Here is a 22,017-nt window from a genome sequence, read left to right on the forward strand (position 1 = left end):
TACTTCGTGCTCTGCACGGTTTCATGCTCGTAGAACATTAAGGGGGGACTCATGCGGGTTGTATTTATGGGTACGCCGACGTTTGCGGCTAACATCCTCATCGAGCTGAAGGAGCAGCATGACGTGGTCTGCGTCTACACGCGGGCCGATGCCGTTCGGGGCAGAGGGAAGGCGCTGGTCCCCTCGCCGGCGAAGCAGGTGGCCCTCGAGGCCGGCATCCCCGTGCGGGAACCCGATACCCTTCGCGATCCCAAAGAAATCGCCTTCTTGAAAGAGCTCGCGCCCGACGCCATCGTCGTGGCCGCATACGGCAAGATCCTGCCCAAAGAAGTCCTGGACATCCCGCCTTTCGGATGCATCAACGTCCACGGCTCCCTTCTGCCTAAATACCGCGGCGCGGCGCCCATGGAGCGCGCCATCCTCGACGGCGAGGCGGAGACCGGCGTGTGCATCATGCGTATGGAGGAAGGTCTGGACACCGGAGATTACTGCATCAGCCGCAGCTGCGAGATCGGCGACCAGAAGCTTGAGCATCTGGCTGGCGAACTTGCCGACAAGGGTGCATATGCGCTGCTCACGGCGCTGTATGCCATTGAGCAGGGCGAGGCCCGTTGGACGAAGCAGGATGATTCTCAGGCCACGTACGCCGAGAAGCTGGGACACGACGAGCTGATGCTCGATCCTGCCGACAGCGCCGTCATGAACGCGCGGCGCGTGCAGGCATCCAGCGACGCGCATCCTTCGAAGTGCCAGCTGGCAGGCCGCGGCGTCACGGTTCTGGACGCCCGCGTTGCTGCTGGGGAAGATGCGCCCGAACTTGAGCCCGGTCAGGTGGCGCTTCAGGCGAAAAACCTGTACATGGGCTGCTCCGACGGCGCAATCCGGCTGATCGAGGTCAAACCCGACGGCAAAAAGGCCATGTCGGCTGCGTCGTTTGCGGCCGGCATCCAGAATCTGAAATCCCAAGGTTCCACGTGGGGGAGACTGTAAATGTGCGCATACAGAGGCCGTGAGGGCATGAACTCGAATCGCGGTGACGGACAGGGCGGCCGAGGCGGATCGCCCCGGGATGCGCATGGCGACCGCGGCGGCTACAAAGGCCGCAGCGACTCCCGCGAACGTTCGAATGGGCGCAAAGACGCGGACGGCAGACGCGTCGGCGGCGGCCGCCGCGTGTATGTGGGAAACGGCGGCCGCAGCGGCGGCAACGCCCGGGCATCCCATTCGGGAAGGTCGTCCCAGGCTCCGCGACGGCTCGAGAACCATGCGTCCCCGGCCCGTATCGCCGCCTGTTTGAGCTGTCGGATCGTACGAGAGCGCGATGCATTCGTCTCCGAGGTCGTGCCCGGCGTGGTCTCTCGCATGGGGCCGATGAAACCCGAGGACGTAGCCTTCGCCACACGGCTTGCCCGAGGCGTGGTGGCGACCAGCGGCGCTTTGGACGATTTCATCAACCGCAACCTGTACAGCCCGGCCGACATCCAGCCCAACGTGCGCGATGCGCTCCGCGTGAGCGCCTACGAGCTTCTGTACCTGAAGAAAGACGACTACGTAGCCGTCGACCAGGGTGTCGAGCTGGTGGCGTACGTAGAACCGAAAGCCCGGGCGCTGGCAAACGCCGTGCTTCGCAAGATGGCGCGAACGGCTTCGCGCTGGCCTTTCGGCGACGTGGGCACCGATGTGGTGGCGCTGTCCCGCAAGGTCGCCTTTCCCTCTTGGATGGCTAAGCGGCTCGTGGAGGAGATGGGTCGCGAGCAGGCCGCCGCGTTCATGGAGGCTTCCAACGGCGATGCCCCCGTGCATGCGGCCGTCAACGCCATTCGCGCCACGGACGAAGAGGTGTTGGCCGTGCTGCAGGAGCAGGGGGCCGACCCGAACCTTGTGGAAGGCATCCCCGGGTGCATCCGCATCGGGACGCCTAAGGCCATCCGCAGCGATGTGGTGACTAAGCTGTTCGAGGACGGCAAGGTGCTGATTTCGGACCCGTCGGCCCAGAAGGTCGCCTCCTTCGCCCTGCCTGGCGAGCCTCCTTCGGCGTTTATCGAGGTGGGAAGCGGACGCGGAACCAAAACCGTGCTCATGCAGAGCAACGCGATGCGCAAGTACGGCAAGCAGTTCCCGATCGTGTCGGTGGACGACCATCCGTTCAAGGCCAAGCTGCTGCGCAACAGGGCCCGCGAATACGGCCTCACGTCGGTGCAGACGAAGGTGGCCGACGGTAGGAAGCTCACGTCGCTGTACGAGAAGGGCAGCTTCGACGCGGTGTTTGTGGACGCTCCCTGTTCGGGGGTGGGCACGCTGCGCCGCCACCCCGAGATCCGCTGGCGCCTGACAGAGCGAGACGTGGCCAAGATGGCCGATGTGCAGCTGGACATCCTCATCGATGCGGCGTCGCTCGTCAAAACGGGCGGCCAGGTGGTCTATTCCACCTGCACCGTCTTCCGTGAGGAGAACGAGCGGGTGGTGGAGCGCTTCCTGAAAACCAAGTTCGGCGAGCGGTTCGAGATGACCGAAATGTTGAAGATGTCGCTTGAGGAAGACGGCCCCGACGCCCATTTCGCGGTGCGCCTGACCAAGCGTTTCTAATTCGGTTGCTGCAAAAGGAACGGGGCCTCAGTTGCCCCGTTTTTCGTGTGTGCTGCCTATCGGCGTTTGAGCCCGTCCACGTCGACGCCCTCAAGCTCGAGCAGGAACCGCTTGAGCTTGAGCCCGTACGCGTAACCTACCAGATCGCCGTCGGATCCTACCACCCGGTGGCACGGGACGACGATGGGCAGCGGGTTTCGGTTGTTCGCCGAGCCCACCGCGCGGAAGGCGTTCGGGCGTCCCGCAGTCTCTGCGATTTGGGCGTATGTCCTGGTTTGGCCGTAGGGGATGTCGCGCAGCGCGTTCCAAACCTCAAGCTGGAACGGCGTTCCCTTAAGCTGGATGGGCAGGTCGAACGAGGTGCGCTTCTTCGCGAAATACTCTTGGAGCTGCGTTGCGGCGTCGTTGGTTATCTTGCTGGGCGCGAAGGGCATGTCCAGCTCTTTGACTCCGAAGTAGATGTTCGTGAGGGCGGTTTCGCTTGCGACGATCGTCAGGCGGCCTTGCGGCATGGCGTAAACGAAATGGTTCATGGTCCTCCTCAGTGTGCTCCCGACAGGATTATAGAACAGTTGCGGCGGCGTGCGAAGCGCAGGCGAGTTTGAGGTAAAATGTATGGGTTGCCAATGCAAGGAGACCACAATGTTCACTGAGCCGAAAATCGCCCCGTCAATCCTGTCCGCGGACTTCATGAACATGGAGAAGGACATTCGCGAAATCGAGGAGGGCGGAGCCGCGTTCATCCACGTCGACGTCATGGACGGCCATTTCGTGCCGAACCTCACGCTGGGCGTTCCTTTTGTCGCCGGGCTCAAGCGCATCGCGAACATTCCCCTTGACGTGCATCTTATGATTTCGAACCCTCTTGAGCAGCTTCCCTGGTACCTGGAGCACCAGCCCGATTTCGTCACCGTGCACTTCGAGTCTTTGGACGAAGCGGCGGGCGAGGTCGACAAGGCCGTCGACATGATCCACGATGCCGGCTGCAAGGCGGCCATCGCTTTGAAGCCCGACTGCGACGTGGAGGTGCTGCGCCCCTACATCTCCAAGCTGGAGATGGTGCTCATCATGAGCGTGTACCCGGGATTCTCCGGCCAGTCCTACATCGAGGGAAGCGACCAGCGCGTCGCCGCGGTGGCCGCCATGGCCCGCGAGGCGGGGGTCGATCCGCTCATCGAGGTCGACGGCGGTCTTTCTGTCAACGATCCCACCCGACTGGTTGCAGCGGCCGGGGCCGACGTGCTTGTGGCAGGCAGCGGGTGCTTCAAGGCGGCCGATCGCGGCGCGGCCATCCAGGCCATCAAGGCAACCGCCGCGAAAGCCCAACAAGGAGCCTAAGCAAACATGTCTTACGTATATCTGGACAACGCCGCCACGACGCCCCTGTGCGCCGAGGCGATTGCCGCCATGGCACCCTACATGGATGTCGAAGGCGAGCATTTCGGGAATGCGAATTCCCTGTACACCATCGGGCGCAACGCCTTCGCAGAGCTTGAGTCAGCCCGCGAAACGGTGACCCGCGCTCTGCACGCATCGCGTCCCGACGAGATCGTGTTCACCTCGGGCGCAACGGAGTCGGACAACGCCGCGCTTGTCGGCTTGTCGCTGGCCCAGATGGAAAAACGCAGGCTGAAGGGCAAGTTGAACCCTGGACGCATCGTCGTGTCGCGACTCGAGCACCATGCGGTGCTGCACGTGGAACCTATGCTGAAGGCGCTGGGCTTCGCCGTGGATTTCGTGGGCAACGACGAGACGGGTCTGGTCACGCCCGCCGATCTGGAAGCGGTGCTGTGCGAAGACACCGTGCTGGTCAGCATCATGATGGCCAACAACGAGGTGGGCATCGTCGAGCCGGTCGCCGAGCTTGCCCAGGTCGCCCATAAGGCCGGGGCGCTGTTCCATACCGATGCCACGCAGGCGGCGGGGAAGGTCCCCATCGACCTGAAGGGCATGGGCGTGGATGCCGCGTCGTTTTCGGCGCATAAGATCAACGGTCCGAAGGGCGTGGGAGTGCTCTACCTGAAAGCCGGCACGCCGTTCATGCCGTACCTGGTCGGAGGCGGGCAGGAGCGCGGCATGCGCAGCGGCACGCAGAATGTCATGGGTGCGGCGGGCGCTGCGGCCGCGTTCAAACGGGCTGCGGAGAACGTCGGCGTCTATCAGACTCGCGTGGCGCAGCTGCGGGATTACGCGTACGAGCGGCTGTGCAAGCTACCGGGGGTGTCCCGCATGGTCGAGGCGTCTGCCGAAAACCCGGACGGGTACCTTCCCAACATCGTCTGCGTCTCCGTTCGCGGCTGGGAGAGCGAATCCCTCATCCTGCGCATGGACCTGGCCGGATACTGTGTGTCGGGCGGATCGGCGTGCTCGTCGAACTCCCTGGACCCCTCGCACGTTCTGGCTGCCATGGGCGTTGACCGCAAGAGGGCACTGGGCATGCTTCGCCTGTCGCTTTCCCTCGAAACCACACAGGAAGACATCGACGGGGCCGTCGAGGCCCTGGGCACCATCATCTCAAAATGACGCCTCGCGCGTCGGGTAAGGAGGCCGCTGTGGCTGAATTCAAAGAGCATGCGCTAAGGACCGTTTCGACCGGTACGCTGCTGAACCCGGACCAAACCTCGATGACGGTGGGGGAGCTCACCCGCTATCTGCTGGGACGTTTCCCGGCGCAGGATGCGGAGGATTGGGATAAGACCGGGCTTCTGGTGGGCGATCCCGCCGAAGAGCTGCGGGGCGTGGCCATCGCGCTCGATCCGACCGCCGCAGCCGTGCGGGCCGCCGCGGGTATGGGCGCCAACGTGCTTCTGACCCACCATCCGGTGTTTCGGGAAGGCCCCGAATCCATCGTCGCAGGCGGTTGCAGCTATTCCGGATCCATCGTGTTCGAAGCCATCCGCTCCGGCGTCGCTCTCATGAACTTCCATACAGCGCTCGATGTGAGCCACGAAGCCCAGCTCATACTGCCGGGCCTTCTGGGTTTGGAGTGTTCGGGCGTGCTCGAACCTTTGGAGCGCGATGAGACCAAGGGCTATGGCCAGGTGTGCGAACTTGACGAGGCGCCTATGACGTTGGACGAGCTGGCGCGCCGCTGTCTGGCCGTGTTCGGCCGCACGCCCCGCGTGTGGGGTGACCCCGCCACCGAGCTGCATACGGTGGCGACGTGGACGGGTTCCTGCGGTAACGCCACCGAGCTGTGCCTTGACCAGGGTGTGGACGCCATCGTGTGCGGCGAGGTCAAGTACCATGCTGCCCTGGATGCGAGCCAGCAAGGACTCTGCGTCGTCGATCTGGGCCACGATGTGTCGGAATTGCCGTTTACCCGTGTATTGGCTGACGCCTGCGTCGAAGGCGGCGTCAGTTCGGATATCATCAGCATCGTCGAACAGAACGACAATTGGTCGCATCCTGAGGCGAGGAGGGCGTAACGCGTATGCAGGCTACCCTTGAACAGCTCGAGGCCCTGGACAAGCTCCAGCAGGTCGATTCCGCCATGGCGAAGCTGCAGAAGCAGATCGACGGGTTGCCGCAAAAGCAGGCCATCCTCGAGGTTCGCCACAAGATCGCCGAGCTGTCCGACAAACACCGTTCGCTTCTCGGTATGCGCAAGGATGCCGAGGCCGATTTGGAGGACCTGAACGCGAAGGACGCCGAGCAGCAGGCCAAACAGGTCGAGGCCCAGCGGGCCATCGACGAGGCCAAGGGCGATTACCGCTCCGTGTCCACGCGCACGAAAGCTCTGCAGAACGCGACCGAAAAGCGTGAGAAGATCGCCGCCGAGGTCGACGCCTTGGAACAGCGCATCCTCGAGATGGTCGACTTGGAACAGAACGTGGCATCCGCCGTGGAGAAGCTCAATGCGCGTGAGAAACAGCTCATCTCTTCGTATCAGAGCGAAGGCGGCGAGCTCGTGAACCGTCTGAGCGCGTTCAAAGCAGCCCGGGCAAAGCTTGCGGCCGCGATAGGAGACGACCTGGTCGCACGGTACGACCGCGTTGCAGCCGCAAAGCAAGGCGTGGCCTTGGCGAAGCTGGCCGACGGCCGATGCTCTGTGTGCCGGACCGCCGTAGATGCCGACCGGCTGTTATCTGTAAAGCGGGAGGCGCCCCTTTCCACCTGTCCCAACTGCGGTCGGCTCATGGTAGTGGGGGATGACGAGTAGGGTCATGTGCGGATTCCGTGATGGGGTGGCAAATTGGTTCTTGTGTACCCCGTCTGGCCGTGTTATAGTTGTCCAGCTTTTTGCAATTATCCAGATGACAATCTGATTGATGGAGTTGAGAATTATGTCCAAGGTTTGTGAAATTTGCGGCAAGCATCCCGTGGCCGGTCGTAGCATCAGCCACTCCCACCGTGTGTCCAATCGCGTGTTCCGTCCGAACATCCAGAAGATTACCGTTCTGGAGAACGGCCACCCGGTGAAGAAGAACGTCTGCACGCAGTGCATGCGCTCCGGCAAGGTTACCCGCGCGTAGTTCCTGCCCCATACAAACGCGAAAACCGGCCCGCTTCGGCGGGCCTTTTCGCGTTTGTATGGGGCAGGAACTACGCGCGACTCGACGCTGCGGCGCGCCCTCGCGGGCGCTTCGCCCGGAGCATGCCGCCTCCTCATTGCCTTGCTCGGGGCAAGGCTGTGGGCTGTTTTTTACGCCTTGCTTGAAGGGCCGGATCGACGTTGGATACGCGTTTGTGCCCGTGTGGCTCATTTTCCTTGCGGTTTGTGGAATTGGGCGGGGGAGCGGCTGTTTCGTGAGAAGTTAGCGGCAGTTGGGATATACTTTAAACCTTGAAGTCGTGAGAAAGGACACTTCAATGACCAAAGAGATCTCCGGCAATTTGCATGTTTCCAATGACGTGCTTGCTGACCTGGCTGGTTATGCTGCGCTTCGCGTGTATGGTGTTGTAGGAATGGCTGCCCCGACGGTTCAGGACGGCATCGCAAAGCTGCTTCCTGCAAGCCGTCTGCGCCGTGGCATCGAAATCACCAACACGGCCATCGGTGTTCATGTCGACGTCTACGTCATCCTGGAGTACGGCGTCAACATCAACTCGGTTTCCCAGAACCTGATCGAGAGCATCACCTACGACCTGTCCACCTTCGCACAGGTCCCCATCGACAGCATCGATGTCCACGTTCAGGGCGTGAAGATTCGCAAGTAACGGCATCTTTTTTCCATTCCCTAGGAGTATCAATTCTGATGAGCGAGATAACTACGAGCAGCGTGCTCAACGCTATTGCTGTGGCTGCAAAGACGCTTGAAAGCCGTAAGGACGAGGTCAACAGGCTCAACGTGTTCCCCGTGCCCGACGGCGACACCGGCACCAACATGTCTTTGACCCTGCAGATGGTGGTCAAGAACGTTGCCAAGCTTCCCATTGGTTCTACCGGCGCCGAAATCCGCAAGGCCATCACCACCGGTGCCCTTATGGGTGCACGCGGTAACTCCGGCGTCATCACCTCGCAGATCCTGCGCGGTCTGTGCGAGGGTCTCGAAGGCGTCGAGGAGCTCGACGTCAACGCCATCGACTCCGCTCTGGACAGCGCCCGTACCGTGGCGTTCCAAGCTGTGCGCAAGCCGGTCGAAGGCACCATCCTCACCGTCATCAAGGATGCGGCCGCTTCCGCCCGCAAGGCGAAGCGCAAGAAGATGTCCGTGGAAGACGCCCTGGAAACCGTCGTCAAGGACGCGTACGCTTCCGTCCAGAACACGCCTGAGCTGCTGCCGGTCCTGAAAGAGAACGGCGTGGTGGACGCGGGCGGCTACGGTCTGGCCATCCTGCTGGACGCTTTCGTGGCATCGCTTCTTGGTAAGGAGGGCTTCACCGAGGATGCGATTTCCTTCGCACGCCCCGCACCCAAGGTCGCAATCGAGCAGATCGACGACTGGGATCCCGATTCGGCGTTCCGCTACTGCACCGAGTTCTTGGTCCACTCCGACACCGTCGACGTGGACGAGGCCAAGGCGTTTTTGCCCACCATGGGCGACTGCGACCTGATGGTCGGCATGCATCCCAACTTCAAGGTGCATGTGCACTCCAACCGTCCCGACCAGGTGCTGGGATGGTTCCTCGACCATGACTCCCAGATTTCCGAGGTCCACGTCCACAACATGGGCCTGCAGAGCGAAGAGCGCACCGAGAAGATCGAGGCCGAACGCGCCGCCGAGCACAAGACCGTCGGCATCGTCGCCGTGGCTCCGGGCTCCGGCAACGCCAAGATTCTGGAATCCCTCGGCGTGGACGTCGTCGTCTCCGGCGGCCAGACCATGAACCCCTCCACGGCGGATCTGCTGGAGGCTGCCAACAAGGTCAACGCCGACCAGGTCATCATCATGCCGAACAACAGCAACATCGTCATGGCCGCCCAGGCTGCCTGCCAGGTCTCCGAGAAACCCTGCATCGTGGTTCCCACCAAGACCGTCCCGCAGTCCTTCAGCGCCATGTTCGGCTTCAATCCCGAAGCCACCTTGGAGGAGAACGCCGAGGCCATGGCCGAGGCATTCGCCGACACCAAGACCGGCGAAGTGACCCATGCCATCAAAGATTCCAAGGACGCCCATGGCAACCCCATCAAGAACGGGGACGTCATCGGCATCGCCGACGGCTCCATCGAGTGCGTGGGTTCCTCTCTGGAAGATGTGGTTCTGGACCTGCTTGAAGTCATGGAGGCTGACGACGCCGACACTGCCACCATCCTGGCCGGTGCCGACTACTCCGACGAGGAGCTCGAAGCCCTGGTCGCCCGCATCGAAGAGACCTACGAGGACCTCGAGGTCGAGTCCCACCGCGGCGAGCAGCCGCTGTACCCGATCGTGTTCTCCGTCGAATAGACGGGAACGCGCATCGACCCATGCAAGACCGCCTCGCTGCAACGCTCGAGCTTGACGCGCCCGTAACCTCGGTTTCGGGTGTGAGCTCGGGCAGGGCAGCGGGGCTTTCTCGTTTGGGGATCCGCACCGTCCGCGACCTGCTGCAGCACTTCCCGCACCGCTACGTGGACATGTCCCGGATATCCACCATCGAAGGCGCCGGCATCGGCGACAGCGTCACCATCGTGGGCACCATCCACGAGGTGCGTCTCAAGCGACCTCGGCCGCGCCTCAGCCTGACCGAAGTCACCATCGTGGACGGCACAGGCACCCTTATCGCCACGTTCTTCCGCCAGCCCTGGATCGCGAAGACCCTCAAAACCGGCACCCGTGTCAGCGTCGCCGGCACGCTGGAGTTCAATTACGGCTACAAACGCATGACCGCGCCGTTTTTGGACGTGCTTGAGGACGACCAAAACCCCATGTCGGGCCAGATCGTGCCCGTGCACCACGCCACAGGGAAGGTGACGCCGGGCATCATGCGGCTCATCGTACGCAACGCGGTGGATTCCGCCTGGGGCGCATACGACCCGCTGCCCTTGGAGCTGCGCACGAAGTACCGCCTGATGAGCCGCTCGAACGCCTACCGTTCGATCCACTTCCCGCAGGACATGCGCGACGTGCATCAGGCCAGGCGCAGGCTCGCCTACGAAGAAGTGCTCATGCTGCAGATGCACATGCTCATGTCTGCCCGCGACCGCCAGGACGACGGGCCCGCCCACGAGCATGTCTTCGACGGGCCATATTCCGAAGCGCTCATGAAGGCGCTGCCTTTCTCGCTCACATCCGACCAGGAACGGGCCGTGGCCGAAATCCAGATGCGCATGGCGCAGCCGAAGGTCATGTCCCACATGCTGCTGGGCGACGTGGGCACGGGCAAGACGGCCGTGGCGGGATTCGCCATCGCAGCCGCCGCCGACGCGCGCTTCCAAACGTTCATGATGGCGCCCACCGAGGTGCTGGCAACCCAGTACGCCGCATCCTTGGGCGGGCTTTTTGACCAGGCGGGCATCAGTTGGGCGCTGCTGACGGGTTCCACCCCTGCGGAGGACCGTGAGGACATCCTCATGCGTCTGGCCTCGGGGCATACCGACGTCGTCTTCGGCACCCATGCGCTTTTGGAAGACGATGTGGTGGCGCACGACTGCGGGCTGGTCATCATCGACGAGCAGCAGCGATTCGGCGTCGATCAGCGCAAACGGCTCATCGAGAAGGGCCGCAACGCCGATGCCCTGTTCATGACGGCCACGCCCATTCCGCGCACGCTGGCTCTGGCGCTCTACGGCAATCTGTCGCTGTCGTACCTGCGCCAGGTTCCCTTCGACCGTCCGCCCCGCAAAACCCAGGTGGTGGATTTCCGCGACCGGGGCAAGGCCTACGACGCGGCTCTTGCCGCCTGCCGCCGTGGCGAGCAGGTGTATGTGGTCTGCCCGCTGGTGGGGCAGAAGCGCAAGGCCGACGACGACAAGAAGAAGGACGACCGGGACGCCGAGGAAGAGACGCCTTCCTACATCGAGTCCGACGAGGACATGCGGCAGGACGACCAGAAGGCCGCCGAGGCCGAGGCTGCGTTTCTGCAGTCGAAGGTGTTCGCAGACTTCAAGGTGGGGCTGCTCCACGGTCGCATGGATGCCAAAGCGAAGCATGCTGCCATGGAGGATTTCCGGGCGGGGCAGACCGACGTGCTGGTGTGCACCACCGTCATCGAGGTGGGCGTGGACGTTCCCAACGCCACGGTCATGATCATCGAAGACGCCGACCGGTTCGGCCTGTCGCAGCTGCACCAGCTGCGCGGGCGCGTCGGGCGTGGGACGAAGCCGGGCGAGGTGTACCTGATCGCCGCCACGTCGTCGGAAGACGCGCTGGAGCGCCTGTCGGCCATGGAGGCCACCGACGACGGCTTCGAGCTGGCCGAACGTGACCTGGCGCTGCGCCGTGAGGGCGACATCCTGGGCAACCGGCAGCACGGCGCTTCGGTCCTGCGGCTGGTGAACATCGTGCGTGACGGGAAGCTCATCGAGCTGGCCCACGAAGACGCCGAAGCCCTGCTGGACGCCGACCCCGAATTCGAGACGCCTGCCATGCAGGCGCTGGTCCACGAGGTGCGGGCGTGGTTCCCGCATACCGACGAAGATACGACGATTGGAGGATGACGTGCGCGTCATCGCAGGTGAATTCAAGGGCCGCCGCCTGAAGGCCCCCGAGGGCATGGGCACCAGGCCCACCATCGACCGCGTGAAGGAATCGGTCGTCAGCTCCATCTACTCCGCTCGGGGCGGGCTGGACGACGCCGTGGTTCTGGACGCCTTCGCCGGCAGCGGGGGGCTGGGAATCGAATGCTTGTCCCGCGGTGCGAAAACCGCCCTGTTCTACGAGTACGACCGCAAGGCCCAACGTGCCTTGCGCGAGAACATCGACATGCTCAAGCTGCAGGCGGGGCGTGCCCGCATCGTGCAATCCGATGTGCTCAAGCGTCCGCCCACGGTGGTCGCCATGCCCTTCGACGTGGTGCTGCTGGACCCTCCGTACGCCTACGACCTGCAGGTCATCGTCGATTTCCTGCGAACGTTGCGTGATGCGAAGGCCCTGGCCGACGGAGCCATTGTCAGCTACGAGCACGATTCATCCTGTGCTCTTGCCCCCGTTCTGGAACGAAGCGGGCTTGATATGGATATACTTACTACGAAACGGTTCGGCGGCACGACCATCGACATCTGCCGAATCGCATGTCCGGATGAGGAGGAATGATGAAGCGGGCTTTGGTACCCGGTACGTTCGACCCGATCACGAACGGCCACATCGACGTGGTCGAAAGGTCGGCGGATATTTTTGACGAAGTGATCGTCGGTGTTGCCCAATCGCGCAAGAAGGGACCCACCTTCAACCTCGACGAGCGCATCGCGTTGGCCCAGGAGGCCACGGCGCATCTGCCCAATGTGAAGGTCATGGGCTTCGACGATCTGCTGGTCAACTTCGCCAAGAAGATAAACGCCCACGTCATCGTCAAGGGCCTGCGAGCCATCACCGACTTCGAGTACGAGTTCCAGATGACCTCCATGAACTACGCGCTGGACGAATCCATCGAGACGCTGTTCATCATGTCCCAGCCGCAGCACATGTACCTTTCGAGCTCCATCGTGCGTGAATTGGCGGCTTTTCATGGTGATATCAAGGCGCTTGTCCCTCCCTGTGTGGAGAAAGCCCTCAATGAGAAGTTCATGCGGTAATTTTCATGTTACAATCCTTTAAACATATGTACTGAAAAAGGATTACCGCACGTAAGCCGTCTCAGGTGCAAGGGGTGCCGGGATGTGTTCCGTGCCAAATGCAGTAGTAACGCAGCAAGGTAGGAAGGGTCGTTATGGACGAAACAGGAGTACTTGGTCTTATCGAGGAGCTTGCGATCTTGCTCGAAGACTCGAAGCCGGTTCCCTTCGGCAAAAGCAACATGCGCCAGGTGGACATCGACTTGGCCGGTGAAATCATCGACGACATCCGCGGAACGTTCCCGAGCGAATTCGCCCAGGCCCGCCAGATCGTTCGCGAGCGCCAGAGCCTTCTGGACGACGCCGAGGCCGAAAGCGTCCGTCTGATCGAAGACGCCCGCTCCCAGGCGATGACCATCGCCTCCGAGCAGGAAATCGTCCGCATTGCGCAGCAGCAGGCCGACGCCATCATGGCCGACGCCCGCGAGCTTGAGCGTCAGACCCGCGCCGGCGCCGAAGATTACGCCGACGAGGTTCTGGGCCATGTCGAGCAGAGCCTGTCTTCGCTGGTCACCAGCGTGAGCCGCCAGCGCGAGCGCCTGAACAACCAGAGCACCCGATGAGGATCGAGGGTCTGGTAGTAGATGTTCCTCAAGCGCTCTTCGCAACCGCGGAGAGCGCTTCTTATGAGGGCATCTTCGAAATCGATGCAATTGACATGGGTCCCGACGTCTACACGCCGGAAGGTCCCTTCGAATGGAGCGCCCTGCTGACGAACGTCGGCGGCGCCATCCTGGTATCCGGAACGGTTGCCGGCTCGGTGTACACCGACTGCGCGCGTTGCCTGGAGAAGGCGTCCTTCGATGTGGAAGGCGAGATCGAGGGCTACTTCATCATCCCCGGACAAGGTGAGGCCCCCGAGGATATGGACGAAGACGAGTTCGACGAGCTGCCCGAGGACAACCGGCTCGATTTGGAGCCGCTGGTCATGGCGGGCATCGTCATCGACCTGCCGCTCGTTCCGCTGTGCAGCGAGGACTGCAAGGGCCTGTGCAGCCAGTGCGGCGCCAACCTGAACGAAGGCCCGTGCGGATGCACGCATGACGAAGAGGAAACTATCAGCGCAAGCAATCCCTTTGCGGTGTTGAAAAACATAGAATTCGAACAATAGAAGTATTGCGAGAGCATCGCGGGTTTGTTAACATTCTACTTCGTCTGATTTCAGTTAAATATGTTCGGCCGGCAATTCGGCCGGCTGGATAAGGAGATGATACATATGGCAGTCCCTAAACGTAAGACCGGTCGTGCTCGCACCCATTCTCGCCGCAGCGCCAATGACGTCGCAGCGATCCCCGCACGTTCCACCTGCCCGCAGTGCGGTCAGCCCAAGCTCCCGCATCGCGTGTGCGGCAACTGCGGCTACTACGGGGCCGGCAGCACCAAGCGTGAGGTCATCGAAGTCGACTAAAGGTCGTCTTGCAAAAATGTAGCTGACGGGAACTGCCGACTTACGGGTCGGCAATTCTTGTATAAGGAGGGTACGCATATGGATAAAGTAACCATCTGCGTTGATGCCATGGGTGGCGACAACGCTCCTGGCGTCGTTCTCGAGGGCGTCGAGGCCGCCCTGCGGGCCGACGAGGATCTCGAGGTCATCCTCGTCGGCCCGCAGGACGTTGTCGAAACGTTCGCAGACGGCCACGACCGCTGCACTGCGGCGTTCGCATCCGAGGTCATCGAGATGGGGGAGCACCCCGCCAATGCCGTGCGCAGCAAGAAGGATTCTTCCATCGTGGTTGGCTGCAACCTGGTGAAAGAAGGCAAGGGCGACGGCTTCTTCTCCGCCGGATCCACAGGAGCCGTGCTGGCTGGCGGCGTCCTGAGAATCGGGCGCATCAAGGGCGTCAAGCGCCCGGCGCTTTGCACCATCATCCCGTCTCCCGTCAGGCCTGTCGTCATGGCCGACGTGGGGGCCAACGCCGACTGCAAGCCCGAATACCTGGTTCAGTTCGCCCATATGGCAACCATTTACGCCGAGAAGATCATCGGCATCGACAACCCCAACGTGGCGCTGCTCAACATCGGCTCCGAAGAAGCCAAGGGCTCCCAGTTCGCACAGGAGGCCTTCGCCCTTATGAAGGAGCAGGTGCCCAATTTCGTGGGCAACGCCGAGGGCAATGACATCATCCCTGCAAACTACGACGTGTTCATCACCGACGGCTTCACGGGCAACATGGTGCTCAAAACCATCGAAGGCACGGCCAAAACCCTGTTCAAGAGCGTCAAGGGCGTTATGATGTCGTCCACGCCCCGCAAGTTGGCGGGCTTGGTGCTCAAGGGGGGCCTCAAGGAGCTGGCCGATTCCATCAGTTCCGACACCTACGGCGGAGCCCCGCTTCTGGGCGTCAAGGGCGCCTGTATCGTGGGCCATGGCTCCAGCAATGCCACCGCAATCAAGAACGGCGTGCTCATCACGGCGAAAATCGCCCGTCAGAAGGTCCCTGACCTCATTGCGGAGGCGATTGCCCGATGAACGACCATACCGCTGAACAAGAGCAGAAGATCCAGCGTGCCCAAGAAATCATCGGCACGCAGTTCGGCAACACGGACATCCTTCTGCACGCCATAACCCATCCTTCCGCAACGGAGGGCAAACCTGTCAAGCTGAGCTACGAGCGCCTGGAGTTTCTGGGCGACAGCATTTTGGGCGCCATCGTCGCCAACGAGGCGTTCCATCGCTATCCGGATTTGGACGAAGGCGGCCTGACCCGCATCAAGGTGGCGCTGGTGTCCGGCGCCAGCCTGTCCAAAGTCGCCGCCGAACTGGGATTCGAGGATATCATCGTCTTCGGCTCCAGCGAGCAGGGCACGGGAAAGCGAGGCCTGCATTCTGCACTTGAGAACGTCTACGAAGCCGTGGTCGCGGCTCTGTATCTCGATCAGGGTATGGAAGGCGCCCGCTCCTTCGTCATGAAGACGCTGGTGCCCCGCATGTCCCGTGAGCTTGCCACCGAACCCGAGAATCCCAAGAGCGCCCTGCAGGAGAAACTGCAGGAAGAAGGTATCACGCCCACCTATAAGCTGGTGGAAACCCAGGGACCGCCTCACGACCGCACCTTCGTCAGCCAGGTGTTCGCCGGCATGAAGGCGCTGGCGTCCGGCATGGGCCGCACCAAAAAGGAATCCGAAAGCCAGGCCGCCAAGGCCGCGCTGGAGCTGTTCAACTTCGGTAGGGACAAAGACGAGGTCGCCGCGGCCAAGCTGGCCAAAGAGGCGGCCAAGGAGGAGCAGCGCCGCCAAAAGGTGGAGCAGAAGCGCCTGAAGGAAGAGCAGAAACGAGCCCGCGCGGCGGAGAAACAGAGGCAGAAGAACATGGCGTTGCCCCAGGGCAAACCCGACTCGATCGTCGATGACGCGTCTACGCAGGTGTAGCGCATGTATCTGAAATCGCTCGTCCTCAAGGGCTTCAAGTCCTTCGCCGATCGCCAGGTCATCTCGCTTGAACCCGGCATTACGGCAATCGTGGGCCCCAACGGCTCGGGTAAATCGAACATCTCCGATGCCGTGCTGTGGGTCCTCGGCGAGCGCAACCCCAAGCATCTGCGCGGCCAGGCCATGGAAGACGTCATCTTCGCAGGCTCTTCGGCGCGCAAGAGCGTGGGCGTCGCCGAGGTCGAACTGGTTCTGGACAATTCCGACGGCACCCTGCCCGTCGACTACGCCGAGGTGTCGCTGACCCGCCGCATGTACCGTTCCGGCGAAAGCGAATACCTCATCAACGGGGCTCCCGCCCGCCGCATGGACTTCATGGACATCCTCCATGACACCGGCCTGGGCACGGGTACCCATTCCATCATCGGCCAAGGCAATCTGGACGCCATCCTGTCCAGTAAGCCCATCGACCGCCGGGCGCTCATCGAGGAGGCGGCCGGCGTTCTGAAGCACAAGCAGCGCAAGGAGCGTTCTGCCCGCAAGCTGGCATCCATGGACAACCACCTGCTGCGCGTCAAAGACGTGGCGGCCGAGGTGGAGCGGCAGCTGAAGCCCCTCGCCCGCAAGGCGAAGCGCGCCGAGGCCTACCAGGGGCTGTCTAGCGAGCTGGCCCAGCTGAACCTGCTTTTGGCCGTGGACGACCTGCGCCGTCTGCAGCGCGCCTGGGACGGCGCTCTGAAAGAGGAGACGGAAGCGGCCGCGCTTATCGACGTGAAGCGGTTCGAGCTGGAGCAATCCAATGAGAAGCTGGAGAAACTCCAGGTCATGCTTCAGGAGAAGGGCCTGTACGTAGGCGATCTGACGGAGCGCCGCGGCAGGTTCCATATGGTGGTCGAACGCATCGACTCCGCCGACATGATTCTGTCCGAAAAGGCCCGCTCCATCGCAAGCCGCCTGGAAAACGCCCGCAACACCTCCTCGGGTTCGGCGCGGCGCATCGGCCTGCTTTCCGACGAGGTGGATGAGCTGTCCGCACGCCTCGACGCCGAAGTGGCCAAGCGCGACACGTTGGAGACGGAAACCAAGGAGCTCGAAAGCCGCGTCGCGGTGCTTCGCGCGAACCTTTCCGCCTTCGACACGCAGGCAGGCGAGGTGCAGACGCGTCTGCGCACCTGCGAGCGCGACATCGAGAAGAAGAACGCCGCCTTGGTGAAGATGCAAGAGTCTGCAGCATCGGCCACGGCGCGACGCACCATGCTGACGGAGCGCCGCGCCGAGGTTCTGCAGGACCTCGAGCGAGCCAAGGCCGAGCTGGATACGCACTGCCAGGGCATCGACGCCCAGGCAGCCGAAATAGAGAAACTGACCGAGGACAGCCGCAAGGCAGCCTTGGAGGCCGATGCGGCCGACAGGGCCGTCAAGGTGGCGCGCCAGGAGCGCAAGGACGCCCGCGACGCGCTGCAGTCGCTGCAAGGCGAGATCCGCGCGCTCAAACAGGTCGTGCGCAGCATGCAGACCAAAAGCGAAGCGTCGGAGCTCATGAGCCGCCAAGGCTTCGAGCTTGACGGGGACGCAAAGTCGCTGGCGTCCCTCATGCGCGTGCGCGACGGGCTCGAGCCGCTGGTCGAGCGTCTGCTAGGCGACGATGTCGCCAGCTTGTTCGTGCATGATGCCGACACTGCCCGAAACCTGGTGAGCGATGTGAACGCCGCCGGTTTGAACGGCGAGGCGTCCGTGCTGTTCCCTGGAGCGCAGGGCCGCCATGCGGACGGCGCGCGCCTTCTGGACCGCATCGACGCCGATGCCGATGTCATGGGCGCGTTGGAATCCCTCATCGGCGACGTCGTGGTGGTGGACACCGTTGACGAGGCCTTCGCCGGCTCTGCCGAGGCCGGGGTGCGCTACCTGACCCGCGACGGCGTGCTGGTCTGGCCTGGTTCTAAGGCCAGGGTTTTGGGGCGTGTCGAAGAGGGCGAAGGCATGCTGGCCTACGAGCGCCGCATCGCCGAGCTTGAAGGCAAGGTGGGCGGCCTGGAAGCCGCGGTGGCATCTGCGGAAGCCGCCTTGACCGCCGCAGACGAAGACCTGGAGCGCAAGCAGGCCATGAGCCTGGATCTGGCCCGCACCAGCGCCCAAAAGAAGGGCGACCACGCATCCGCCCAAGCCGAACGGGGCCGCCTGGCTGCCCGCGTGGGCACGTTGGAGGCGAACCTCCAGTCCTTGGGCACCGAGCTTGCCGCCGTGGAATCCAAGCTGTCCGATTCCGACCCGCAGATTGCCGACGCCCAGGCGGCTTTGGCCATCCTGCGTGCGGAACGCGACGAGCTGCAATCGAAATCAGCCGAGAGCCAAAGCCAGCGCGCGGCGCTGTCCGACGACGTCCAGCAAGCGTCGTCGAAGGCCTCGGAATCCAAGCTCGCCTTCGCCACATCCAAGGAGAGGGTGTCGTCTCTCATCCGCGAGCACGGTGAGCGCCGTCGCGACCTCGACCGGGCCCGCCGGGCCTGCGAGCGCGCCGACGGAGACATCCGCCTTCTGTCTGCCGCTGAGGCCCGCATTGCCCCGCTGCATGCGATTTTCGCAAGCCTGAGGGAATCGGCCCAGGCTTACGTGGACGATCTGGCCGGCAAGGCCGCCTTGGAGCAGAGCAGCTCCGCGGGGCTCAACGACGCCATCGGCGCCGCACGCACGGCCAGCCGCGACGCCCAGAAGCAGCTGGACGACGCCACCCAGCGCCTCAACGACATCCGCGTCAGCAAGGGCAAGTTGGAAGTCCAGGTGGAAGCCGCCATCACCACGATTGTGGACGAATGCGGCGTGCCCTTGGACGTGGCCCTGGAAACCGCCGAGCCCGAAGACCGGGCCACGGCGGAAAGCCGGGCCTTCGAGCTGCGCCGCAAAATCGAGCGCATGGGCACCATCGACTCGTCAGCCGCCGAAGAGTACGAAGCCATGAACGAGCGCTACGAGTACCTATCCTCTCAGATCGAGGATATGGAGGCCGCCCGCCGTTCGCTCATGCGCATCATCGACGCCATCGACGATCGCATGCAGGAGCAGTTCAACGCCACCTTCGAGGCGGTCAACGCGAACTTCTCGGATATCTTCGCACGCCTGTTCCCCGGCGGAAGCGGCTCGCTGGAGCTGGTGGACACGGGGGAGGGCAGCCCGCAGGGCGTTGAGGTGAACGCGCAGCCCCGCGGCAAACGCCTCACCAAGATGATGCTCATGTCCGGCGGCGAGAAATCGCTGACGGCATTGGCCCTGCTGTTCGCCGTATACAAGATTCGCTCCACCCCGTTCTACATCCTGGACGAGGCTGAGGCCGCACTTGATGACAGCAACCTGCGCCGCCTGACGGCGTACCTGGAGGCGCTGCGCCACGAGACGCAGCTGATCCTCATCACCCATCAACGCCGCACCATGGAGATGTCGGATGTGCTGTATGGTGTATCCATGCAATCCGACGGCGTCACCAAGGTCGTGTCGCAGAAGCTCGACCGCGCCTTGGCCGAATCGAAACGATAGGAGCCACCATGTCCTGGTTTGACCGCATGAAAGCCGGCTTGTCCAAGAGCCGCGAAAAGTTCCAAGAGTCCATCAACGTCCTGACCTTCAGCGGTCCGGATGTGGATGACGACTTTTGGGACAACCTGGAAGAGACCCTCATCATGAGCGATATGGGCGCCCGCGCGGCCACCAAGATCGTCGAGGAGATGAAAGACACCACCCAGCGCAAGGCCCTGGCCAACGCCGACGCCATCATGGACGTGCTGTGCGACCGCATCGCCGACACATTCACCGTGGCCAAGGACGGCGAAGGCCTGGACCAAGATCCGCTGTGCCTGCTGCTGGTGGGCGTGAACGGTTCGGGCAAGACCACCACGGCGGGCAAGATGGCTGCCGAGGCCAAGGGTAACGGCAAGACCGTGGTCCTGGGCGCCGCCGACACCTTCCGCGCAGCCGCCATCGAGCAGCTGGAGGAGTGGGCCCGCCGCAGCGACGTCACCATCGTCGAGCGCGAGCGCGGGTCCGACCCCGCGTCTGTGTGCTACGAGACCTTGGAGGTCGCCGAGAGGGAAGGGGCCGACCTGGTGGTGGTCGACACCGCCGGACGCCTGCACACCTCGGCCGACCTCATGCGCGAGCTGCAGAAGGTCACGTCCGTCGTGCGCAAGCGCGCCGCATGCCCTGTGATGACGGTGCTCGTGATCGATGCCACAACGGGTCAGAACGGCCTGGTGCAGGCACGCACCTTCAACGATGCGCTTGATCTGGACGGCGTCATCGTCACGAAACTGGACGGCACGGCGAAGGGCGGCATTGCGCTGGCCATCTCGTATGAGCTGGGCCTCCCTATTCTCAAGATCGGCGTCGGCGAAGGCATCGAGGACCTGCGTGACTTCGATGCGCACGATTTCGCCCGCGCGCTTACCGGAAGCGAGGAATAACGCATGTTCGAAAGCCTTTCCGACCGACTTCAAAACATATTCAGCGGGCTGCGCGGCAAGGGCCGCCTGACGGAGGACGACATCAACTCCGCCATGCGCGAGATCCGCATGGCGCTGCTCGAGGCCGACGTCAACTTCAAGGTTGTCAAGCAGTTCACGGCCGACACCAAGCAGCGCTGCCTTGAGGCCGAGGTGCTGGAGTCGCTGACGCCCGCCCAGAACGTGGTGAAGATCGTCCTTGACGAGCTGACCAAGCTCTTGGGCGAAAACGACGCCAAGCTCAACACCTCGAGCCGCATCCCCAACGTCATCATGCTGGTGGGCCTGCAGGGCTCCGGCAAGACCACCGCCGCGGCCAAGCTGGCGTACCTGCTCAAGGGCAAGGGGCATGTGCCCCTGCTGGTCGCAGGCGACGTGTACCGTCCCGCAGCGGCCGACCAGTTGGAAACCCTGGGCGGCGAAATCGGCGTCAAGGTGTTCCGCGGCGACGGCAAAGATCCCGTCCAGATTGCCAAGGACGGCGTCCGCTACGCCATCGACAACCTGCGCGACGTGGTTATCGTCGACACCGCCGGCCGTCTGCATGTGGACGAGCAGATGATGGACGAGGCCGCGGCCATCAAGGAGGCCGTCAAGCCTGAGGAGATCCTCATGGTGGTCGACGCTATGACCGGCCAGGACGTGGTCAACGTGGCGTCTGCCTTCGCCGAGAAGGTGGAGTTCGACGGCGTGATCATGTCCAAGATGGACGGCGACGCCCGCGGCGGCGGCGCCCTTTCCCTCAAGCAGGTCACCGGCAAGCCCATCAAGTTCATTTCCGCAGGCGAGAAGCCTGACAGCCTCGAAGAGTTCCATCCCGACCGTATGGCCAAGCGCATCCTGGGCATGGGCGACGTGGTGTCCCTCATCGAGCAGGCGTCCAAGATCCAGGCGGAAGAGATCGAAGAGGAGCAGGCCGAGCGTTTGGCCCGCGCCGACATCAACCTGAACGACTTCCTGGAGATTCGCCGCCAGGTGAACAAGATGGGCGGCATCTCCAAGCTGCTGTCCGCCATGCCGGGCGGCGACAAGGCCATGGCCGAAGGCAACGTGGACATGAAGGCCCTCGACCGCATGGAGACCGTCATCTACTCCATGACCGCCCACGAGCGCGAGCATCCCGAAGTGCTCAACGCGTCCCGCCGCCAGCGCATCGCCGCCGGCTGCGGCCTGACCGTCCAAGACGTCAACCAGGTCATGAAGCAGTTCAACGAGACCCGCAAGATGGTCAAGCAGATGATGCGCAAGCAGGAGCAGGCCATGGGCAACCGGGCCTCCCGCCGCAAGGGCAAGAAGGGCAAGAAGGGCAAGCGCGGCATGGGCCGCGGCCTGATGCCCGGTGGCATGTCCATGGGGCAGATGCGCGACCTGCAGAAGATGTTCGAAGACGCCGGCATGTAGGCGCCTTCGCCCAACGATAGCAAGGGGGACGGG

Annotated in this window: 21 protein-coding genes; 20 read left to right on the forward strand and 1 reads right to left on the reverse strand. The window is 63.0% G+C overall.

All coding sequences use genetic code 11. The features are described from left to right. Nucleotides 1-51 precede the first annotated feature (51 nt). Together fmt and SHEL_RS04855 are read left to right on the forward strand one after the other, a co-directional pair. The gene (gene fmt / locus SHEL_RS04850; RefSeq protein WP_050749531.1) at nt 52-990 is read left to right on the forward strand and encodes a methionyl-tRNA formyltransferase; all 939 of its coding nucleotides are present in this window, start codon (nt 52-54) and stop codon (nt 988-990) included. Continuing rightward, nucleotides 991-2,586, forward strand: a complete 1,596-nt coding sequence (locus SHEL_RS04855) for an RsmB/NOP family class I SAM-dependent RNA methyltransferase (RefSeq protein WP_012798132.1) — start codon at nt 991-993, stop codon at nt 2,584-2,586. A 56-nt stretch (nt 2,587-2,642) separates the two neighbouring features. Here SHEL_RS04855 and SHEL_RS04860 read toward each other — a convergent pair whose 3' ends face one another. Next, nucleotides 2,643-3,119, reverse strand: a complete 477-nt coding sequence (locus SHEL_RS04860; protein WP_012798133.1) for a methylated-DNA--[protein]-cysteine S-methyltransferase — start codon at nt 3,117-3,119, stop codon at nt 2,643-2,645. A gap of 109 nt (nt 3,120-3,228) precedes the next feature. Between SHEL_RS04860 and rpe the strand changes: the two genes are divergently transcribed. The 18 genes from rpe (at nt 3,229) to ffh (ending at nt 21,984) form a co-directional block, all read left to right on the forward strand. Further along, a complete protein-coding gene (gene rpe, locus SHEL_RS04865) occupies nt 3,229-3,924 on the forward strand; it encodes a ribulose-phosphate 3-epimerase (protein WP_012798134.1) in 696 nt (231 codons plus the stop codon). 6 nt (nt 3,925-3,930) lie between these two features. Next, nucleotides 3,931-5,109 (forward strand): cysteine desulfurase family protein, encoded by a 1,179-nt coding sequence (locus tag SHEL_RS04870; protein WP_012798135.1) that lies wholly within the window; start codon nt 3,931-3,933, stop codon nt 5,107-5,109. Nucleotides 5,110-5,138: 29 nt separating this feature from the next. Continuing rightward, nucleotides 5,139-6,014: a Nif3-like dinuclear metal center hexameric protein gene (locus tag SHEL_RS04875; RefSeq protein WP_012798136.1), complete on the forward strand. Its 876-nt coding sequence runs from the start codon at nt 5,139-5,141 to the stop codon at nt 6,012-6,014. A 5-nt stretch (nt 6,015-6,019) separates the two neighbouring features. Then, nucleotides 6,020-6,748, forward strand: coding sequence for a zinc ribbon domain-containing protein (locus tag SHEL_RS04880; RefSeq protein WP_012798137.1), 729 nt, complete (start codon nt 6,020-6,022; stop codon nt 6,746-6,748). Between the two features lie 124 nt (nt 6,749-6,872). Next, nucleotides 6,873-7,061 (forward strand): 50S ribosomal protein L28, encoded by a 189-nt coding sequence (rpmB, locus tag SHEL_RS04885; RefSeq protein ID WP_012798138.1) that lies wholly within the window; start codon nt 6,873-6,875, stop codon nt 7,059-7,061. A 337-nt stretch (nt 7,062-7,398) separates the two neighbouring features. After that, nucleotides 7,399-7,746: an Asp23/Gls24 family envelope stress response protein gene (locus SHEL_RS04890; RefSeq protein ID WP_012798139.1), complete on the forward strand. Its 348-nt coding sequence runs from the start codon at nt 7,399-7,401 to the stop codon at nt 7,744-7,746. Nucleotides 7,747-7,784: 38 nt separating this feature from the next. Next, nucleotides 7,785-9,416 carry a DAK2 domain-containing protein gene (locus SHEL_RS04895; protein WP_012798140.1) on the forward strand — a complete coding sequence of 544 codons (1,632 nt, stop codon included), beginning with the start codon at nt 7,785-7,787 and terminating at the stop codon, nt 9,414-9,416. A gap of 20 nt (nt 9,417-9,436) precedes the next feature. Continuing rightward, a complete protein-coding gene (gene recG / locus SHEL_RS04900; protein WP_012798141.1) occupies nt 9,437-11,608 on the forward strand; it encodes an ATP-dependent DNA helicase RecG in 2,172 nt (723 codons plus the stop codon). Nucleotide 11,609: 1 nt separating this feature from the next. Further along, a complete protein-coding gene (rsmD, locus tag SHEL_RS04905) occupies nt 11,610-12,203 on the forward strand; it encodes a 16S rRNA (guanine(966)-N(2))-methyltransferase RsmD (protein ID WP_050749634.1) in 594 nt (197 codons plus the stop codon). Further along, nucleotides 12,203-12,682, forward strand: a complete 480-nt coding sequence (gene coaD, locus SHEL_RS04910; RefSeq protein ID WP_012798143.1) for a pantetheine-phosphate adenylyltransferase — start codon at nt 12,203-12,205, stop codon at nt 12,680-12,682. Before rsmD ends, coaD begins: the two co-directional genes overlap by 1 nt. Nucleotides 12,683-12,816: 134 nt before the next feature. After that, entirely contained in the window at nt 12,817-13,284 is a 468-nt protein-coding gene (locus SHEL_RS04915) for an ATP synthase subunit B family protein (RefSeq protein WP_012798144.1), read from the forward strand. After that, complete coding sequence (locus tag SHEL_RS04920) at nt 13,281-13,832, forward strand: YceD family protein (RefSeq protein ID WP_012798145.1); 552 nt, start codon at nt 13,281-13,283, stop codon at nt 13,830-13,832. Before SHEL_RS04915 ends, SHEL_RS04920 begins: the two co-directional genes overlap by 4 nt. A 105-nt stretch (nt 13,833-13,937) precedes the next feature. Then, nucleotides 13,938-14,129: a 50S ribosomal protein L32 gene (rpmF, locus tag SHEL_RS04925; RefSeq protein WP_012799938.1), complete on the forward strand. Its 192-nt coding sequence runs from the start codon at nt 13,938-13,940 to the stop codon at nt 14,127-14,129. Between the two features lie 78 nt (nt 14,130-14,207). Beyond that, nucleotides 14,208-15,194 (forward strand): phosphate acyltransferase PlsX, encoded by a 987-nt coding sequence (gene plsX / locus SHEL_RS04930; protein WP_012798147.1) that lies wholly within the window; start codon nt 14,208-14,210, stop codon nt 15,192-15,194. After that, nucleotides 15,191-16,093: a ribonuclease III gene (gene rnc / locus SHEL_RS04935; protein WP_012798148.1), complete on the forward strand. Its 903-nt coding sequence runs from the start codon at nt 15,191-15,193 to the stop codon at nt 16,091-16,093. Before plsX ends, rnc begins: the two co-directional genes overlap by 4 nt. Nucleotides 16,094-16,096: 3 nt before the next feature. After that, nucleotides 16,097-19,621 carry a chromosome segregation protein SMC gene (smc, locus tag SHEL_RS04940; RefSeq protein WP_012798149.1) on the forward strand — a complete coding sequence of 1,175 codons (3,525 nt, stop codon included), beginning with the start codon at nt 16,097-16,099 and terminating at the stop codon, nt 19,619-19,621. Nucleotides 19,622-19,629: 8 nt separating this feature from the next. Continuing rightward, a complete protein-coding gene (ftsY, locus tag SHEL_RS04945) occupies nt 19,630-20,544 on the forward strand; it encodes a signal recognition particle-docking protein FtsY (protein WP_012798150.1) in 915 nt (304 codons plus the stop codon). 3 nt (nt 20,545-20,547) lie between these two features. Continuing rightward, the gene (gene ffh / locus SHEL_RS04950) at nt 20,548-21,984 is read left to right on the forward strand and encodes a signal recognition particle protein (protein ID WP_012798151.1); all 1,437 of its coding nucleotides are present in this window, start codon (nt 20,548-20,550) and stop codon (nt 21,982-21,984) included. Nucleotides 21,985-22,017 lie beyond the last annotated feature (33 nt).

The organism is Slackia heliotrinireducens DSM 20476, from assembly GCF_000023885.1.
Lineage (GTDB): Bacteria > Actinomycetota > Coriobacteriia > Coriobacteriales > Eggerthellaceae > Slackia > Slackia heliotrinireducens.

What these genes read in the sequence shown, in the direction of transcription:
- fmt (WP_050749531.1), top strand. Translation starts at nt 52, where the DNA reads ATGCGGGTTGTATTTATGGGTACGCCGACGTTTGCGGCTAACATCCTC.
- SHEL_RS04855 (WP_012798132.1), top strand. Translation starts at nt 991, where the DNA reads ATGTGCGCATACAGAGGCCGTGAGGGCATGAACTCGAATCGCGGTGAC.
- SHEL_RS04860 (WP_012798133.1), bottom strand. Translation starts at nt 3,119, where the DNA reads ATGAACCATTTCGTTTACGCCATGCCGCAAGGCCGCCTGACGATCGTC.
- rpe (WP_012798134.1), top strand. Translation starts at nt 3,229, where the DNA reads ATGTTCACTGAGCCGAAAATCGCCCCGTCAATCCTGTCCGCGGACTTC.
- SHEL_RS04870 (WP_012798135.1), top strand. Translation starts at nt 3,931, where the DNA reads ATGTCTTACGTATATCTGGACAACGCCGCCACGACGCCCCTGTGCGCC.
- SHEL_RS04880 (WP_012798137.1), top strand. Translation starts at nt 6,020, where the DNA reads ATGCAGGCTACCCTTGAACAGCTCGAGGCCCTGGACAAGCTCCAGCAG.
- rpmB (WP_012798138.1), top strand. Translation starts at nt 6,873, where the DNA reads ATGTCCAAGGTTTGTGAAATTTGCGGCAAGCATCCCGTGGCCGGTCGT.
- SHEL_RS04890 (WP_012798139.1), top strand. Translation starts at nt 7,399, where the DNA reads ATGACCAAAGAGATCTCCGGCAATTTGCATGTTTCCAATGACGTGCTT.
- SHEL_RS04895 (WP_012798140.1), top strand. Translation starts at nt 7,785, where the DNA reads ATGAGCGAGATAACTACGAGCAGCGTGCTCAACGCTATTGCTGTGGCT.
- recG (WP_012798141.1), top strand. Translation starts at nt 9,437, where the DNA reads ATGCAAGACCGCCTCGCTGCAACGCTCGAGCTTGACGCGCCCGTAACC.
- coaD (WP_012798143.1), top strand. Translation starts at nt 12,203, where the DNA reads ATGAAGCGGGCTTTGGTACCCGGTACGTTCGACCCGATCACGAACGGC.
- SHEL_RS04915 (WP_012798144.1), top strand. Translation starts at nt 12,817, where the DNA reads ATGGACGAAACAGGAGTACTTGGTCTTATCGAGGAGCTTGCGATCTTG.
- SHEL_RS04920 (WP_012798145.1), top strand. Translation starts at nt 13,281, where the DNA reads ATGAGGATCGAGGGTCTGGTAGTAGATGTTCCTCAAGCGCTCTTCGCA.
- rpmF (WP_012799938.1), top strand. Translation starts at nt 13,938, where the DNA reads ATGGCAGTCCCTAAACGTAAGACCGGTCGTGCTCGCACCCATTCTCGC.
- plsX (WP_012798147.1), top strand. Translation starts at nt 14,208, where the DNA reads ATGGATAAAGTAACCATCTGCGTTGATGCCATGGGTGGCGACAACGCT.
- rnc (WP_012798148.1), top strand. Translation starts at nt 15,191, where the DNA reads ATGAACGACCATACCGCTGAACAAGAGCAGAAGATCCAGCGTGCCCAA.
- smc (WP_012798149.1), top strand. Translation starts at nt 16,097, where the DNA reads ATGTATCTGAAATCGCTCGTCCTCAAGGGCTTCAAGTCCTTCGCCGAT.
- ftsY (WP_012798150.1), top strand. Translation starts at nt 19,630, where the DNA reads ATGTCCTGGTTTGACCGCATGAAAGCCGGCTTGTCCAAGAGCCGCGAA.
- ffh (WP_012798151.1), top strand. Translation starts at nt 20,548, where the DNA reads ATGTTCGAAAGCCTTTCCGACCGACTTCAAAACATATTCAGCGGGCTG.